Origin of the sequence: Nocardia sp. NPDC059236 (assembly GCF_042754085.1) — a bacterium.
GTDB lineage: Bacteria > Actinomycetota > Actinomycetes > Mycobacteriales > Mycobacteriaceae > Nocardia.
Map to the genome: position 1 here is coordinate 14,014 of NZ_JBHZAF010000014.1, position 16,657 is coordinate 30,670.

General features: G+C 69.0%; 14 protein-coding genes. 10 read left to right on the forward strand and 4 right to left on the reverse strand.

Annotated elements, in window-relative coordinates:
* The first annotated feature begins 4 nt into the window (after window positions 1-4).
* The 3 genes from ACFXIV_RS31245 (at window position 5) to ACFXIV_RS31255 (ending at window position 2,853) form a co-directional block, all read left to right on the forward strand.
* A complete protein-coding gene (locus tag ACFXIV_RS31245) occupies window positions 5-763 on the forward strand; it encodes a crotonase/enoyl-CoA hydratase family protein (protein ID WP_379404262.1) in 759 nt (252 codons plus the stop codon).
* A 156-nt stretch (window positions 764-919) separates the two neighbouring features.
* Window positions 920-2,026: a DUF4185 domain-containing protein gene (locus tag ACFXIV_RS31250; protein WP_379404260.1), complete on the forward strand. Its 1,107-nt coding sequence runs from the start codon at window positions 920-922 to the stop codon at window positions 2,024-2,026.
* 101 nt (window positions 2,027-2,127) lie between these two features.
* Window positions 2,128-2,853: a class I SAM-dependent methyltransferase gene (locus ACFXIV_RS31255; RefSeq protein ID WP_379404258.1), complete on the forward strand. Its 726-nt coding sequence runs from the start codon at window positions 2,128-2,130 to the stop codon at window positions 2,851-2,853.
* 12 nt (window positions 2,854-2,865) lie between these two features.
* Here the strand turns inward: ACFXIV_RS31255 and ACFXIV_RS31260 are convergent, their stop codons facing one another.
* The gene (locus ACFXIV_RS31260) at window positions 2,866-3,756 is read right to left on the reverse strand and encodes an SDR family NAD(P)-dependent oxidoreductase (protein WP_379404257.1); all 891 of its coding nucleotides are present in this window, start codon (window positions 3,754-3,756) and stop codon (window positions 2,866-2,868) included.
* Between the two features lie 77 nt (window positions 3,757-3,833).
* Here ACFXIV_RS31260 and ACFXIV_RS31265 point away from each other — a divergent pair, with 77 nt between their 5' ends.
* Complete coding sequence (locus ACFXIV_RS31265) at window positions 3,834-4,406, forward strand: TetR/AcrR family transcriptional regulator (protein WP_379404255.1); 573 nt, start codon at window positions 3,834-3,836, stop codon at window positions 4,404-4,406.
* A 13-nt stretch (window positions 4,407-4,419) separates the two neighbouring features.
* Here ACFXIV_RS31265 and ACFXIV_RS31270 read toward each other — a convergent pair whose 3' ends face one another.
* Window positions 4,420-5,025 (reverse strand): alpha/beta family hydrolase, encoded by a 606-nt coding sequence (locus ACFXIV_RS31270; protein ID WP_379404253.1) that lies wholly within the window; start codon window positions 5,023-5,025, stop codon window positions 4,420-4,422.
* A gap of 301 nt (window positions 5,026-5,326) precedes the next feature.
* Between ACFXIV_RS31270 and ACFXIV_RS31275 the strand changes: the two genes are divergently transcribed.
* From ACFXIV_RS31275 to ACFXIV_RS31300, 6 genes are all read left to right on the forward strand, one after another.
* Complete coding sequence (locus tag ACFXIV_RS31275; RefSeq protein ID WP_379404252.1) at window positions 5,327-7,153, forward strand: acyl-CoA dehydrogenase; 1,827 nt, start codon at window positions 5,327-5,329, stop codon at window positions 7,151-7,153.
* Window positions 7,154-7,782: 629 nt separating this feature from the next.
* Complete coding sequence (gene gnd, locus ACFXIV_RS31280; protein WP_379404250.1) at window positions 7,783-8,811, forward strand: phosphogluconate dehydrogenase (NAD(+)-dependent, decarboxylating); 1,029 nt, start codon at window positions 7,783-7,785, stop codon at window positions 8,809-8,811.
* Between the two features lie 70 nt (window positions 8,812-8,881).
* A complete protein-coding gene (locus tag ACFXIV_RS31285) occupies window positions 8,882-10,051 on the forward strand; it encodes a glycoside hydrolase family 3 N-terminal domain-containing protein (RefSeq protein ID WP_379404248.1) in 1,170 nt (389 codons plus the stop codon).
* A 174-nt stretch (window positions 10,052-10,225) separates the two neighbouring features.
* Entirely contained in the window at window positions 10,226-10,834 is a 609-nt protein-coding gene (locus tag ACFXIV_RS31290) for a TetR/AcrR family transcriptional regulator (RefSeq protein ID WP_379404246.1), read from the forward strand.
* A gap of 115 nt (window positions 10,835-10,949) precedes the next feature.
* Window positions 10,950-12,347 carry a DUF5685 family protein gene (locus tag ACFXIV_RS31295; RefSeq protein ID WP_379404244.1) on the forward strand — a complete coding sequence of 466 codons (1,398 nt, stop codon included), beginning with the start codon at window positions 10,950-10,952 and terminating at the stop codon, window positions 12,345-12,347.
* A 92-nt stretch (window positions 12,348-12,439) separates the two neighbouring features.
* Window positions 12,440-14,044, forward strand: coding sequence for an FAD-dependent monooxygenase (locus ACFXIV_RS31300; RefSeq protein ID WP_379404242.1), 1,605 nt, complete (start codon window positions 12,440-12,442; stop codon window positions 14,042-14,044).
* A gap of 203 nt (window positions 14,045-14,247) precedes the next feature.
* Here the strand turns inward: ACFXIV_RS31300 and ACFXIV_RS31305 are convergent, their stop codons facing one another.
* Both ACFXIV_RS31305 and ACFXIV_RS31310 read right to left on the reverse strand, forming a co-directional pair.
* Window positions 14,248-15,117: a MaoC family dehydratase gene (locus ACFXIV_RS31305; protein WP_379404240.1), complete on the reverse strand. Its 870-nt coding sequence runs from the start codon at window positions 15,115-15,117 to the stop codon at window positions 14,248-14,250.
* Window positions 15,114-16,472 (reverse strand): 3-oxoacyl-ACP reductase, encoded by a 1,359-nt coding sequence (locus ACFXIV_RS31310; RefSeq protein ID WP_379404238.1) that lies wholly within the window; start codon window positions 16,470-16,472, stop codon window positions 15,114-15,116. The genes ACFXIV_RS31305 and ACFXIV_RS31310 overlap by 4 nt, the downstream gene beginning before the upstream one ends.
* Between the last annotated feature and the right edge of the window lie 185 nt (window positions 16,473-16,657).

The following is a 16,657-nucleotide window of genomic DNA, read 5'->3' on the forward strand; positions in this document are numbered from 1 at the left end:
GACCGTGAGCCACAACGTTTCCCTCACCTTCGACGGCGACCGGGCGTACGTGGCCCTGGACCGGCCGGACAAGCACAACGGCCTGACCATCGACATGCTGAACGAGCTGGTCCGGGTCGCCGGGATCATCGGGAAGCGCTCCGACATTCGCGCCGTCATCCTGTCCGGCAACGGACCCAGCTTCAGCTCCGGTTTGGATATCGCCAAGGCCATGGGCAATCCGCTGGACGTGGTGCGCAACTTCGTCCCACTGCCCTGGCGCGGCACCAATACCTTCCAGGAGGCCTGCTGGGCCTGGCGGCGACTGCCGCAGCCGGTGATCGCCGTGGTGCACGGGCGCTGCTACGGCGGCGGACTACAGATCGCGCTGGCCGCCGATTTCCGGTTCGTCACACCGGATTCGGAGTTCGCGGTCATGGAGGCCAAGCACGGGCTGATCCCGGACATGACCGGCGCGGCCACCCTGTCCCGGCTCATCGGCCTCGATCAGGCGCTGCTGCTCACCATGACCGCCGATCCGGTCGACGCCGCCTACGCCGCGCGCATCGGCCTGGTCACCGAGGTCACCGCCGACCCGCGCGCGGCCGCCGAGAAACTGGCCGACCGCATCGCCGCCCGCTCCCCGCAGGCGGTGGCGAGCGCCAAGAAACTGTTCGACCGCTCCTGGCACGCGTCGGTGCGCCGGACCCTGGCCGTGGAACGCGCCACGCAGCTGCCGCTCATCCTGAAGCAGGCGCTCGAGCATGGTAGGAATGGAAAGTAAGCGAATTCACGGCAAATAAACCGGTTTGCAAGCCCCGAATTTCGGGTATGGCTGTTAGCATTTTCACACTTTGCCAACGAGTCGAACGCATTGTGCGGCCCGTCACATACGGTGTGGTCCGCGCATTATTCGGCGAGACCCGGAGGAAGCACCGCATTGACCAAGACCGCCCCGCTGCTGCTTTCCGCGATAGCAGGTGCCACGGCCTTGCTCCTTACCGTGACCATGCCGGCTGCAGCCAATCCGAATGCAATCAACCCGATTCCGGTGCTGAACGGCTCGAACGGTTTGCCGCAGCTGCCGGGCCGCACCAAGGCGGTCTTCCAGGTCACCGGAATGGCCAGCCCCAACAACACCCAGACCTACAACGTGCTCGGGACCGACCTGGGCATCATGTGGGACGACGGGAACGGCGAGATGCTCACCGCATTCGGTGACACCGCCGGCCTGGGCCTGCCGAATCTGCTGGTCGGTAGCACCTGGGCGTGGCGTTCGAACATCCTGCTGCGCTCACACACCCAGGACCCTGCGAACGGCATCTATTTCGACTCGGTGGTGCGCGACATCTTCGGCCAGGCGCGGGATCTGATCCCCAGCCCGAAGATCCCGTTCATCGAGATCAGCCGCATCCCCACCGCGGGCGTCTCGGTCGGCGGCACCCAGTTCATGAGCCTGATGTCGGTGAAGAGCTGGGACGATGTGGGCGAGTGGACCACCAACTACTCCAGCCTCGCGGTGTCCGGCGACAACGGCGAGAACTGGGTGGAGCTGCCCGCCACCCGCCGCCCCGACGACGGCGGCAACGCGAACTTCCAGATGAACGCCTTCGTCAAGCGCGACGGGTTCCTCTACGAGTTCGGCACCGCATCCGGTCGCAACCACCCGGCATACGTCGCCCGCGTCCCCGAAGGGGCGGTCACCGATATGGGCGCGTACGAGTACTGGGACGGCGGCAAGTGGCAGAAGGACGTCAATGCGGCGCAGCCGGTGATCGGCGGCGGCATGGCGGAGATGTCGGTGCAGTGGAACGACTACCTGGGCCAGTACGTCATGCTCACCACGGATCCGTGGAACTCGGTGGTCATGTACACCTCGCCGAGTCCCGAAGGTCCTTGGAGCGCACCGTCGGTGCTCATCGACACGCGGGAACTGCCGACGGCGTACGCGCCGTACATCTTCCCGTACCAGACCGGGCGTGACCTGTACTTCCTCACCACGGTCCACAGCCAGTACAACGTGCTGCTGATGCACACCACGCTGTAGAAAACTCAATTCTCGGGAAACCCCGATGAGACACCCGGCCGCGAACGCCTCCGTGTTCGCGGCCGAACTCGTCTCGGCGCACAGCTCATAGACTCGTCCCCATGGATGCCGCCGAATGGGACGAGCACTACGCCAATACCGAATTGGTGTGGGGCGCACCTCCGAATGCCACGGTGGTCGAACAGGTCTTCGGGCTGGAGCGGCGGGCGCCGGTCGGCGGCGGGATCGGCGAGCCGCAGCCGGAGCTGCCGCGGGTGCTGGACCTGGGGTGCGGTGAGGGCCGGAACGCGCTGTGGCTGGCCACCCACGGCTGGCGGGTGGACGCCGTCGACTTCTCCCAGACCGGCATCGACAAGGGCCGGACCGTCGCCTCGCGGCTGTCGCGCTCGGTGCGCGGGCGCATCCACTGGATCCACGCGAATGTCATGCAGCTGGACGCCGCCGGCATCACCGGACCCTACGAGCTCATCCTGTTCGCCTTCCTGCACCTGCCCGCCGCGGACCGCCGCGCCCTGCTGCTGCGCGCGACCGAGATGCTCTCCCCCGAGGGCACCCTGCTGGTGATCGGCAATGACACCCTGAACCTGGCGGAAGGCTATGGCGGCGAGCAGGATCCGGCCCGGACCTTCACCCCGGCCGACATCCTCGCCGACCTGTCCCCCGCCGAGCCCGATATCCGCATCCGCATCGCCGACCGCGTGCACCGCCCCACCGAGGACCGCGACGCCATCGACGCCCTGGTGGTGGCGACCAGACTCGCGCCGGAACCCCGGGACGAGCCGCTCGCACTCGAGGCCCCGCAGCCGCCGGCGCTCGACCTCTCCTGACGGCACCCCACGCTAGCTGCGGACCGCAATTCCGGTGAGCCGCGCGCTCTCCGCCCACAGCCGTGCGCGGCGGTCGGGGTCGGTGGTGTGCGCGGCGGTCGGAACATCCTTGCGGCGCACGAAGAATCGCCCGGTGATGCCGTTCAGGTCCGGCGAGGTGGCCAGCCAGACCGGGGTGTCCGCCCCGGCATCCGGACCGGGCAGCATCGGATTGATCCACTGCGACCAGGCGAAGGCCCGCAGCAGCCCGCGCGCGGACTCCCGGCCCAGCCCGGTGTGCCGGATGATGCCCGGATGCGCGCCGTTGACGGTGACGCCGGTGCCCGCCAGACGCTCGGCCAGGCTGTAGACGAACATCGCGTTCATGTTCTTGGTGCGCCCGTAGGCCACGAAAGGCCGGAAACTGGGCGGGAATCCGAGCGCGCGCGCATTCTCGAAACCCAGATCGTCCAGATCGGCGGGCACTCGCCGCAGGGCCGTCGGTGAGGCCCCGACCACCACCAGCCGCGCGGATCGTCCTGCGTCGGCAAGGTTCTCGCCGAGCGTGCGCAGCAGCAGGTACGGCGCCAGATGGTTGGTGACCAGCGTGCGCTGCAGGCCCTCGGGCGTGTGGTCGCCGAGGTGGGCGACCACCGCCGCATTGCTGATCAGAATGTCGATTCGACTGTCGCGCAGGCGATCCGCGAGCTGACGCACGTCGGCCAGCAGTGACAGATCGGCGAGTTCGCCTCGCAGCACGGCCTGCGGAACGGCCGTCCGGATCCGCTGCTGTGCGGCGTTCAATCGGCCGCGGTCCCGCCCAACCAGCACCACTTCCGCTCCCAGGCCGGCCAACTGTCGTGCGATCGCTTCTCCGATGCCGTTCGTCGAGCCCGTGACGACGGCCGTTGTTCCCCGGTCCATACCCGCTCCCTCCTAGGTTGACAACGTCAACCTAAGCACACAGGTTGACGTTGTCAACCGCCGACTACGATGGACCGATGCCGCCGTCCACTCGCACCGTGCTGCTCGATTCCGCACTCCGCCTGCTCGACGCCGGCGGGGTCGAGGCCGTCACACTGCGCGAGGTCGGCAATGGCGCGGGCGTCTCGCACAACGCGCCGTACAAGCACTTCGCCAACAAGGAAGCCCTGCTCGCGGCGGTCGCCGCCCGCGAACTATCCGAGCGCGCAACGGATTTCGCCCGCATCGTCCAGGAACACCCGGAACCCGTCGAGATGCTGCGCGGGGTCCTGCACGGCTATATCGCCTGGGCGCTCGAGCACCCCGCCCGCTTCAAGCTCGTCTTCGGCCGCTGGGCCGACGAGACGCCCGAGCTCGCCGAAACCGGCCGCAATGCGCAGAACGCCCTGATCGCCCTGGTCGGGCAGGCGCAGGCCGCGGGCAGCCTGCCTGGCGGGGATACCGAACGGATGGCCTCACTGGTCCGCGCCCTGGCCCACGGCGCCGCCGACCTCGCCTCCTCGGGCCACCTCGACGCGAACGGCAAGGGCCACGCCGACCCCGCCGATCTGGTCGACGATCTCCTCGGCTACCTGGGCAGAGCGCGCTGACCCGGTGCGGCGTTCAGCTCGCGGACCAGCGCTCCAGCCACGGCGCGAGCACGGCGACGATCTCCTCGAACCCCGCCCGATACGAATGCGCCTGTCCCGCAATGACATGCACCTCGGTCGCGTCGGCGGCCTCCGGGATGCCGAACGGGTCGCGGGCGCCGTTGACCACGACGACCTCGATGTCCCCGGGAGCGAGCAGTTCCTCGCGGCGCGACTTCTCGGGTTTGCCCGGCGGATGCAGGGGGAACGACAGCGCGACCACGCCCCGTGCCCCGGCCGCCCGCGCGGTCCGGCACGCCACCCGCGCGCCATTGCTGCGCCCACCCTGGACCAGCGGCACCCCACGCACCTTCTTCCGCAGTGCCGCAATGATTTCCAGCCACGCCGCGTCCTGCACGTCGGCCTTGCCCGGCGCGCGCCGCCCCGCCACCCGATACGGCTGGGTCACCAGCGCCACCGCGCCGCCCATTTCCACCGCCGAATCCCGCAGGGCCAGTATGTCTTTCGCCTCGACGCCGCCGCCGGCGCCATGGGTGAGCACGAGCAGGAACCGCGGCTTCGCCCGCCCGCGCCGCTCGATCTCCACCTCCGCCGGTCCGGCACTCGTCTCGATGCGCATATAGGCACCGTAGTCAGGGGCACGGACCGGGCTCGCGCGGCACACCGGCGGACCGCGCCACCGCCGCCGGACCTCGATCGACCAGGCCGCGACGAGCCCGGCAACCCCGGGTCCCGGCAACTCGCGTGCTTTCAGTCACATTCGGCCGTGATGACCTTGGCGCACCTCTTACCGGTCGGTAACATGGCGCATAAGTTACCCGCCAGTAGCGCTGCTTTACGGTGTCTACCCGGTGGAGACCTAACGGGCGGGAACGGCACACACCGAACCGCACCCATCTCAATGGAGAGTGAGTACGACCATGGGTCACTACAAGAGCAACGTTCGCGACCTCGAGTTCAACCTCTTCGAGTTCCTCGGCATCCAGAAGCTGCTCGACGCGGGCGCCTACGGCGACCTCGACGCCGACACCGTCAAGGAGATGCTGAACGAGGTCCGACGTCTGGCCGAGGGCCCGCTGGCGGATTCGTTCGTCGACGGCGACCGCAACCCGCCGACCTTCGACCCGGAGACCCACACGGTCACCCTCCCCGACTCCTTCAAGAAGTCCTACCGCGCCCTCGAGGACGGCGGCTGGTCCAAGGTTCCGGTCCGCGAGGAGCTGGGCGGCCTCGGTGCCCCGTCCGTTATCGGCTGGGCCCTGGGCGAGATGGTCCTCGGCGCCAACCCGCCGGCCCAGATGTACGCCGCCGGTGCGGGTTTCGCGCAGGTCTTCTACAACAACGGCACCGATGAGCAGAAGAAGTGGGCTCAGAAGATCGCCGACCGCAACTGGGGCGCCACCATGGTGCTGACCGAGCCCGACGCGGGCTCCGACGTCGGCGCCGGCCGCACCAAGGCGATCCAGCAGGAGGACGGCTCCTGGCACATCGAGGGCGTCAAGCGCTTCATCACCTCGGGCGACTCCGACGACCTGTTCGAGAACATCATGCACCTGGTGCTGGCCCGCCCCGAGGGCGCCGGCGCGGGCACCAAGGGCCTGTCGCTGTTCTACGTGCCGAAGTTCCACTTCGACTTCGACACCGACACCCTGGGTGAGCGCAACGGCGTGTTCGTCACCAATGTCGAGCACAAGATGGGCATCAAGGTCTCGGCCACCTGTGAGGTCACCTTCGGCGGCCACGGCGTTCCGGCCAAGGGCTGGCTGGTGGGCGAGGTCCACAACGGCATCGCGCAGATGTTCGACGTCATCGAGAACGCGCGAATGATGGTGGGCACCAAGGCCATCGCCACCCTGTCGACCGGTTACCTGAACGCGCTCGAGTACGCCAAGACCCGTGTGCAGGGCGCCGACCTGACCCAGATGACCGACAAGAGCGCCCCGCGCGTCACCATCACCCACCACCCGGACGTGCGTCGTTCGCTGGCCATGCAGAAGGCGTACGCCGAGGGCCTGCGCGCCGTGTACCTGTACACCGCCGCGCACCAGAACGCCGACATCGCCGAGCTGGTCTCGGGCGCCGACAAGGACACCGCGTTCCGCGTCAACGACCTGCTGCTGCCGATCGTCAAGGGTGTCGGTTCCGAGCGGGCCTACCAGTACCTGACCGACTCGCTGCAGACCTTCGGTGGCTCCGGCTTCCTGCAGGACTACCCGATCGAGCAGTACATCCGCGACGCCAAGATCGACTCGCTGTACGAGGGCACCACCGCCATCCAGGCGCAGGACTTCTTCTTCCGCAAGATCGCCCGCGACCGCGGCGTGGCGCTGGCCCACGTGGCCGGCCAGGTGCAGAAGTTCATCGAGCGTGAGGGTGGCAACGGCCGCCTGAAGGCCGAGCGCAAGCTGCTGGCCACCGCCCTCGAGGACGTGCAGGGCATGGCCGCCACCCTGACCGGGCACCTGATGGGCGCCCAGCAGGACCCGAAGGAGCTCTACAAGGTCGGCCTGGGCTCGGTCCGCTTCCTGCTGGCCGTCGGCGACCTGATCATCGGCTGGCTGCTGCTGGCCCAGGCCGAGGTCGCCATCAACGCCCTCGACAACGGCTCCAACGAGCCGTTCTACCAGGGCAAGATCGCCACCGCGCAGTTCTTCGCCCGCAACGTGCTGCCGGAGCTGACCTCGATCCGCACCGTCCTGTCCAACCTGGACAACGACATCATGGAGCTGGACGAAGCGGCCTTCTGACGCAGGGTCCCGGGGGCTGTGCCCCCGAACCCCCAGTACCAAGCGATGCGGCCCGGAATCTTCCGGGCCGCATCGCTTTTCGGCGTTTCTTCGGAGGCGGTCTACCAGTGCTCACCCGAGGCGGAGGCGGAGATGGTGCTGATGAAGCCGAGGATGAAGTGAGCCAGCCAGTCCATGGGGTACCCGTCTGTCGTACTGAAAAATGAATGCCTCAGAACGCTATCCACAACCGATGCCGAACGGTTGCCCCGAACTTCCCGGGCATGAACCTCACGGCTGCTCGGTCCATGAGGCATCCGATCCCCGCCGCAACCAGCAGCACACTCGGGGCAATCTCAATGCGGCGGGGGATTTTCGAGTTCAGAAGTCAGAAAATGCCAGGAACTCCGCCGCTCACGATCATCCCACTCAACTGTTAGCAAATTTTCTGCAACGATAATCGGGGGCAAAAATAGAGCTCCGTGCGGTTGCCGGGTCGGGGGTCTGGCAACAGCACGGAGCCATCCCTTCTATCGACACCCATTCCAGGGCGTTACACACCGTTCCGCCCGAGTGGAAAAAATTTCGCGGCCCACCGCTGGGGGGACAATCGAGACGGATCGGAACCGTACGACGCGAGGAGACCACTCATGGAGCTCGGAATGATCGGACTCGGCCGGATGGGCGCGAATATCGTGCGCCGGATCGTGCGGGACGGGCATACCGCCGTCGGCTACGAACGCCACCCGGAGCACATCGAGGAACTCTCCGCCGAACTCGGCGACAGTTTCCAGGGCAGCACCGAACTCCCCAAGTTCGTGGCCATGCTCACCGCCCCGCGCGTGGTGTGGGTGATGATCCCGGCGGGCGCCACCGGTGCGGTCATCGACACGCTGGCCGGGCTGCTGGAACCCGGCGACATCATCATCGACGGCGGCAACAGCCGCTACCACGAGGACATCGCGCGGGCGAAGGCCCTGCGGCCCAAGGGCATCCACTACGTGGACATCGGCACCTCGGGCGGCGTGTTCGGGCTCGAGCGCGGCTTCTGCCTGATGATCGGCGGCGAGAACGACACCGTCGCCCACCTGGACCCGCTGCTGAAGTCGATCGCGCCCGGCGTGGACGCCGCGCCGCGCACCCCCGGCCGCACCGGTACGCCCTCCACCGCCGAACAGGGCTACCTGCACTGCGGCCCCGCGGGTGCGGGGCACTTCGTGAAGATGGTGCACAACGGGATCGAGTACGGCGCGATGGCCGCGTACGCGGAGGGCCTCAACATCCTCCACCGGGCCGATGCCGGCGAGCACCAGGACACCGAGCACTCCGCGGAGGTCACCCCGCTCGAACACCCCGAGTACTACCGCTACGACATCGACGTACCCGAGGTCACCGAGGTGTGGCGGCGTGGTTCGGTGGTCGCCTCCTGGCTGCTCGACCTCACCGCCGCCGAGCTCTACGCCGACCCGAACCTCGATTCCTTCGGCGGCCGCGTCTCCGATTCGGGCGAGGGTCGCTGGACCCTCGATGCCGCCATCGACGAGGGCGTGCCCGCCCCCGTCCTGTCCGCGGCCCTGTTCCAGCGCTTTTCCTCCCGCGGCGAGGGGCTCTACGCCGACAAGGTGCTTTCTGCCATGCGCCAGGCCTTCGGTGGTCATCATGAGCTACCGCAGGGGTGAATGCGCCACACGCGGTGGCGCACCCGGTGTCGATGGCGGGAGATCGAAGAACTCCGGCTACGGTCGGGGCATGCGCCTTGTACCGGGAATCGTCGTCGCGGTGACCGCACTCGTGCTGTCCGGCTGTTCCAGCAGCGACAACTCGTCCACTCAATCCGCGCAGACCAGCAGCGGATCCCCGAGCAGCACCACCACCATCGCACCGCCTGCCACGACTCCGGCACAGCAGGATTGCGCGGCCGGCTACCTGTCGCAGTTCACGCTGCGGCAGAAGCTGGCGCAGCTGCTCACCGTCGGCGTCACCGGCGAGGCCGATGCCGAGAACGTGGTGAAGACCGAGCAGATCGGCGGCATCTTCATCGGCAGCTGGACCGACAAGGCCATGCTGGCCCAGCACCAGGTGGACGCGGTCCAGAAGGCCTCGCGGACACCGCTCATGGTGACCATCGACGAGGAGGGCGGGCGGGTCTCACGCGCCAAGGACCTGATCGGGGCCGCGCCCTCGTCCCGGGTGATCGCGCAGACCATGAGCCCGGACGAGTTCTACACCTTCAGCCTGGACCGGGCGCAGAAGCTGAAGGCGCTCGGCGTGACCGTGGACTTCGCGCCCGACGCCGATGTCAGCAGCCAGCCCGACGATTCGGTGATCGGCGACCGCTCCTTCTCCGACGACCCGGACGTGGTGGTGCAGTACGCGGGCGCGTTCATCCGGGCCTTCAAGGACGCCGGGGTGGGCAGCGTCATGAAGCACTTCCCGGGCCACGGTTCGGGCTCGGGCGACTCGCACACCGGCGCGGTGCAGACCCCGCCACTGGATCAGCTGCAGAACAAGGACCTGGTGCCGTTCCGGCAGCTGGTCGATTCGGGTGCGGCGGTCATGGTCGGCCACCTGGACGTGCCTGGGCTCACCACCCCGAATGTGCCGGCCAGCATCAGCCCGCAGGCCATGGCACTGCTGCGGCAGGGCACCGGCTACGGCGCAGCACCCTTCGACGGCGTCATCTTCACCGACGATCTGGGCGGCATGGCGGCCATCACCAATCGCATGAGCATCGAGGACGCGGTGGAGGCCGCCCTGGTCGCGGGCGCCGACAATGCGCTGTGGATCACCACGGACGCGGTGCCGAAGGTGCTCGACCGGCTCGTCGACGCGGTCAGCAGCGGCCGCTTACCGGGAGCCCAGGTGGATGCCTCGGTCCTTCGCATGGCAAAGTTCAAGGGCTCCGCGCCGCACTGCTGAGCAAACTTCCGGTTTCGAGTACATCTCACGGATCGGCCCGCCGCGGCGCGAAAGCGCTGTTGAGCGCGGTATTGGCGAAGGACCGGCAATTCACGCTCATGGAACTTACCATGGAGTAAGATAAGGACTTCGACGCTCGTCGAGAGCGTCGACTGTCCGGTCTTAGGAGAGTGAATGGCAGGCGGAACGAAACGGCTTCCTCGCGCGGTGCGCGAGCAGCAGATGCTCGACGCCGCCGTGGAGGTCTTCTCGCGCAAGGGGTACCACGACACCTCCATGGACGCCATCGCCGCCGAGGCGAAGATCTCCAAGCCGATGCTGTACCTCTACTACGGATCCAAGGACGAGCTCTTCCGCGCCTGCATCCACCGCGAGAGCATGCGGTTCATCGAGGCGGTCGCGGTCGCGGGCAACCCCAAGCTCACCCCGCACGAGCAGCTGCGCGCGGGCCTGGAGGCCTTCCTGTCCTACGTGGACCAGAACCGGCTGTCGTGGCAGGTCCTCTACCGGCAGGCGCTGGGCCAGCAGCCCTTCGCCTCCGAGATCGCCAACAGCCGCGACCGGGTCATCGAACTCACCGCGAAGCTGTTGGAATCCAGCGCCAAATACGCCGAACCGAGCACCAATTTCGAGGTGGTTTCGGTGGCCGTGATCGGCGCGGGCGAGGCCATCGCCGACCGGGTCGCCAGCGGGCAGATCGATATGGCCGAGGCCGTGAACCTGCTCGACGATCTGGCCTGGCGCGGTCTGTCCGGCAGCAAGAAGAAGACCGAACCGGTCTGACCCGGCGCCCGGACCGTCCATCGCCCGGCCGACTTGCCGCCGCGCCTCTCGGCTGCCACAGTTCGCTGCGATCGTGTTGCAGGACGGCCGCTTCGGCCGGGGATGGGGATCGTCGTTGTTCGGCTTGCTGAAGCCGTGTGCGCACAGTGCGGCGCGGCACGGTATCGACCCGTCGGCCTGGCAGACCCACCTGTGCGGTCTCTGCCTGGGTTTGCGTGACGGCCACGGCCAGCTCGCGCGCGCGGCGACCAATACCGATGCCATCGTCCTCGAAATACTCACCGAGGCACAGCAATCCGAGCCGCCCGCCCGCACCGGCGCGGGCCCCTGCCCATTGCGCGGCATGCGCCGCGCCGAGGTGGTCGCCGCCGACGCGCCCGGCGTGCGCCTCGCCGCGACCGCCTCACTGCTGCTGGGCGCGGCCAAGATTCGCGACCATGTCGACGACGGCGATGCCCACCGCCTGGCGCGCCGCCCGCTCGCCCGCGTCTCCACCCGGTGGCACACCCGGGCGCGCGCCGCCGCCGAGCCCCTCGGCCTCGACGTCGAACCGCTGATCGCCGCGATCGAATCGCAGCTGCGGCTGGAGAATTCACCCGAGAGCACGCTCGCCGAGCTGACCGCGCCGACCCAGCTCTGCGCGGCGGAATTGTTCGCGCACACCGCGATTCTCGCGAACCGGCCCGAGAACGCCGACGCCCTGCGTGCGGCGGGATGGCATTTCGGCCGTATCGCGCACCTGGCCGACGCGCTCGAAGACCTCGACGCGGACGATGCCGAGGGTCACTTCAACCCGCTGTCGGCCACCGGAACCACCCCGGAACAGGCGCACGCCCTTGTGGCCGAATCGAATTCACTCCTGCGCGCGGCCCTCGCCCGCGTCGCCCTGGACCGCGCCGCCACGGTCCGCTGGATCCTGCTCGACCCGCTGGGAGGCGTGGTCCGCAAGCTGGGCCGGGCCGCGGGCATCGCGCACACCTGCACCACCCACACCTGTCGCACGCACTCCGCGACGGCATCCGAGGCGGCACCGCGCGGCGGGCAGCCCTGGCAGCCGGGTCCCGGACCGCACTACTCCGGGCCCGGCGGACCGCAGTATCCCGGCCCGGAGCCGCAGTTTCAGCCGCCGTGGCAGCCGGGCGCGCCGTTCACGCCGCAGCCGGGGCTGGTGCCGCCCGGGCCGGGAGGACCGCCGATGCAGCGGCCGAGCCTGCTCGAGGGGCTGGGGATCATCGGCACCCAGTACTGCACCGGTTATGCGTGTTTCAAGTGGCACACCCGCCCGTGCAGCGGGCATCACAAGGCGCCGTGGATCGACCGCTGCGACTGCGACTGCTGCGACTGCTGTAGCAACTGCAACTGCGGCGGCGGCCATCACCACGCCGCGGGTGGCGGTGGCGGCTGCTGCGACGGACACGGCTGCTGCGACTGCAATTGCGGCGGGTGTGATTGCGATTGCTGCGACGGCGACTGCTGCGACTGTGACTGCTGCGGATGCGATTGCAGCTGCTGAACGTCGCGAGCCGAGACCGGCACGGCCGCCCCGGTTGCGTCGTGTGATCGCCGTGCAAGGGGCGTGCAAGCGGTCGTGCCCAGGCTGGGGGCATGACAACGGCACATGTTCCGGTCCTGGTGGCCGGCGGCGGTCTGGTCGGGTTGTCCGCCGCGCTGTTCCTCGAATACCACGGCGTCCCTTACGTTCTGGTGGAGCGGCGGGCGACCGCCTCGCCGCTGCCGCGTTCGCGGGGGCTGCACACCCGCACCGGTGAGATGTACCGGCAGGCCGGGGTCGAGGCACAGATCCTGGAGGCGGCGGCGAGCGCGTTGCGGGCGGGGAAGTTCGGCGGCGCGTGGACCGGCGAGTCGGTGCGGACCGCGGAGTCGCTGGATCTGTCGGGGCTGGGCGCGGCCATGGCGGCCGCGGATCCGAGTCCGTCGCAGTTCGTGTTCCTGCCGCAGGTGCAGCTCGAACCGGTGCTCGCGCAGGCCGCCCGGCAGCGCGGCGGCGACCTCCGATTCGATACCGAGCTGGTGGAATTCGAGCAGGACGGGACGGGTGTCAGCGCGCTGCTGCGGGACGCCTCGGGTGCGCGGTCGCCGCTGCGGGCCGATTACCTGATCGCGGCGGACGGTGCGGGGAGTCCGATCCGCCGGGCGCTGGGCATCACCGGCCGGGAGCTGCCACCGACCCACCACTATCTGAATGTGTTCGCCCGCACCGACCTCACCGGCCTGCTCGACGGCCGCGCCTTCAGCCAGTGCGAGATCACCGGCCCGGCGGTGCGCGGACTCGTGTTGTCCAAGAACAACACCGACGAATGGTCCTTCCACATCGAATACGACCCGGCCACCGAATCGCCCGCCGACTGGCCGGATGCGCGCTGTGTCACGGCCATTCGCGCCATGGTCGGCGCGCCCGATCTCGAGGTGCGGATCCTGGCCCGCAGCGCCTGGGACACCGGCACTTTCGTGGCCGACGAGTACCGCCGCGATCGAATCTTCCTGGTCGGCGATGCGGCGCACCGCCACGCGCCCTGGGGCGGCTACGGCGGCAACACCGGCGTCGCCGACGCGCACAATCTGGTCTGGAAACTGGCGGCCACCCTGCACGGGAACGCCGGTCCGGCGCTGCTGGATTCCTATGTGGCCGAGCGCCGCCCGCGCGCCGAGGTGGCGGTCGAGCAGTCGCGTCTGGGCACCGACTTCCGGACCCGCTACGGCATCGAAACCCCTGGCAATGCCGACGATCTGGCCCGCAGGCTGGATACGGCGACGGTGATGACCCGCTACCGCTATACCTCGACAGCCGTCCTCACCGCTCCCGGCGCAGCCCCGTATGTCGCGACTCTGCAGGGCCGGACGGGAACCCGCCTCCCGCACTGGTGCGTCGACGCCGGCTGGTGGACCCCCTCCACCCTGGACCTGTGCGGCCCGGGCTTCACCCTGCTGGTCGCGGGTCCGGCCGGGGCGTGGCGCACGGCCGCCGCGCAGGCGCGGCGCGCCACCGGTATCGACCTGGCCGTGCACGCCCTGCCGGCGGCCGACTGCGCGACGCATGCCGGGCTGGCCGCGGGCGAAGCCCTGCTGGTCCGGCCGGATCACCACATCGCGGCCGGTCCCGATTCCGGGCTGACGCCGGACTGGCTCGGTGACGTGCTGACGCTGCTGGTGGACGGCAGCAGTGCGCCGATGCGCTCGCCCATCGCCTGACCCGCTCCGGAAATACAAGAGCCGCACACTGTTTCGGCCGGATGTAGAAACCCCTGCGTGGCGACATCCGAATTCGAAACGGTGTGCGGCTCTTCACCCCCGTCGGGCGGACCGCCGGATGGCGGCCGCGCCCGAACCTTCGGGTGTCAGGCTCGACACTTCCTCGCACTGCGGGTTTTCGACCCTACCCGCACGGCGAGGTTTCAGCGCAGCGTAGCGGTCAGGTGCGGGTAGCCCTTCTTCGGGTTCTTCAAGGACAGGTCCCACCGACCGGACACCTGGTCCGCATACAGGTTCACCGTGGACGGCAGGAAGATCGGCTTGCCGAACTTCACCGCGTAGGTGACCTGGTCGGGGATCCGGCCCTCGAGCGCGCCGAGCACGGTGGCGGCCGACCACATGCCGTGCGCGATCGGCTTCGGGAACCCGAAGGCCTTGGCGCCCAGCGCCGAGGTGTGGATCGGGTTGTGGTCGCCCGAGGCGCCCGCGTAGCGGTTGATCATCTTCTGATCGACGCGCAGCGCGCGCAGCGGCGGGGGCGGCACCTCGTCCGGCTTGGGCTCGGGCTTGGGCCCGCCCGACAGCGAGGTGCGCTGCTGGTGCAGGAAGGTGGTGACCTGACGCCACACCAGCTCCCGGCCCACACTGACCTCGGTGACGGCATCCACCAGCAGGCCCTTGGGGTGCTCGCGCAGGTTCTCGATGTGGGTCTCGAAGTCCAGCGGCTCGGACACCGAGATCTCGCGGGTGCGCTCGATGACGTTCTCCGCGTGCACCGCGCCCACGGCCACGAACGGGAAGTCGCGGGCGACGACCAGTTGCATGGCCAGCGGGAAGCTGAGCACGAACGGGTAGGTCAGCGGCAGTGCGTCGCTGAAGCGCAGGCCGGTGGCCCGGCAGTAGGCGGCGAGGTGGTCCGGGTCGACCTTGAAGCCCTCGAGCCGGACACTGCGGTCCGGCAGGGTGGCCTTGCGGGCCGACAGACCCGGCACCGGCAGCGCGCCCAGGGCGGCCTTGACGAACAGGCCGCTGTTCTTGGGCACCTCGGTGAGGTTGACGGTCTGCGTCATCATGCTCCGATCAGGGCCTGGCCGCAGACGCGAACGATATTGCCGGACACCGCGTTCGACGCCGGGGAGGCGAAGTAGGCGATGGTCTCGGCGACGTCCACGGTCTGACCGCCCTGCAGCAGCGAGGACAGCAGGCGCCCGCCCTCGCGGGTGGCCAGCGGGATGGCGGCGGTCATGGCGGTCTCGATGAAACCGGGGGCCACCGCGTTGATGGTGATGCCCTGCTCGGCCAGTTTCGGGGCCTCGGCGTTCACCATGCCGATGACACCGGCCTTGGAGGCGCCGTAGTTGGTCTGGCCACGGTTGCCGGCGATGCCCGCGATGGAGGACACGTCGATGACCCGGCCACCCGTGCGGAGCGCGCCCGCGGCCACCAGACCCTCGGTAATGCGGTGCGGCGCGGCCAGGTTCACGTTGATGACCGAGTTCCAGCGGCCCTCGTCCATATTGGCGAGCAGCTTGTCGCGGGTGATGCCGGCGTTGTGGACGACGATGTCGATGCCGCCGAAGCGCTCGGTGGCGAAGGCGGCCAGCTTCTCGGCGGCGTCGGTGGCGGTGACGTCGAGGGCGAGCGCGGTGGCGCCGACCTTGTTGGCGGTCTCCGACAGCGCCTCACCGGCGGCCGGGATGTCGGCCACGATCACGGTCGCGCCGTCCCGGGCGAAGACCTCGGCGATGGTGGCGCCGATGCCGCGGGCGGCACCGGTGACCACGGCGACCTTGCCCTCCAGGGGCTTGTCCCACGAGGCCGGGGCGGTCGAGTCGTCCTTGCCGACCCGGAAGACCTGGCCGTCGACGAACGCCGACTTGCCGGACAGCACGAAGCGCAGGGTGGACTCCAGACCCGTTGCGGCCGTGGCGGCCTCGGGGTGCAGGTAGACCAGGTTGCTGGTGGCGCCGCGCAGCAGCTCCTTGCCGACCGAGCGGGTGAAGCCCTCCAGCGCGCGCTGCGCGATCTGGGCGTCGACCGAATCGGTGAGCTCGGGGGTGGTGCCGATGACCAGCACGCGGCCGGAGGCGGCGATGCTGCGCATGGCGGGCTGGAAGAACTCGAACAGCTGCTGCAGCTCCTCGATGGTGCGGATGCCGGTGGCGTCGAAGACCAGCGCGCCGAACTTCACGCCCGGGGTGACCGCATCCACGAAGGTGTAGTCGCTCAGCAGGTTCCGCACGGCATCGGCGACGCGGCCCTTGCCGCCCACCAGCACCGGGCCCGGGAGCGCGGCCTCGCCGGCCTTGTAGCGGCGCAGCGTCTCCGGCTGCGGCAGGCCCAGTTTCGAGGCCAGGAACGCGCCCGGCGCGGAGTGAACGAACGATCCGTACAGGTTGGGAGCGCCCTTGCTCTTGCTGGCAGCCACGTTTCCTACCTTCTCTTGTGTGGGTGAGTGGTCCGCGCCCGCTCGGGCCTTGCGCACCGGCCTCGGGAGCGGCGTTGCGCACATGTGCGGGGTACGGTGTCGACAATGAACTTACTCCAGAGTAAGTTTAATGTAAACCGAGTGGCGCGCATCCACCGGATCGCGCGTGCCGGAAATCCCACCGA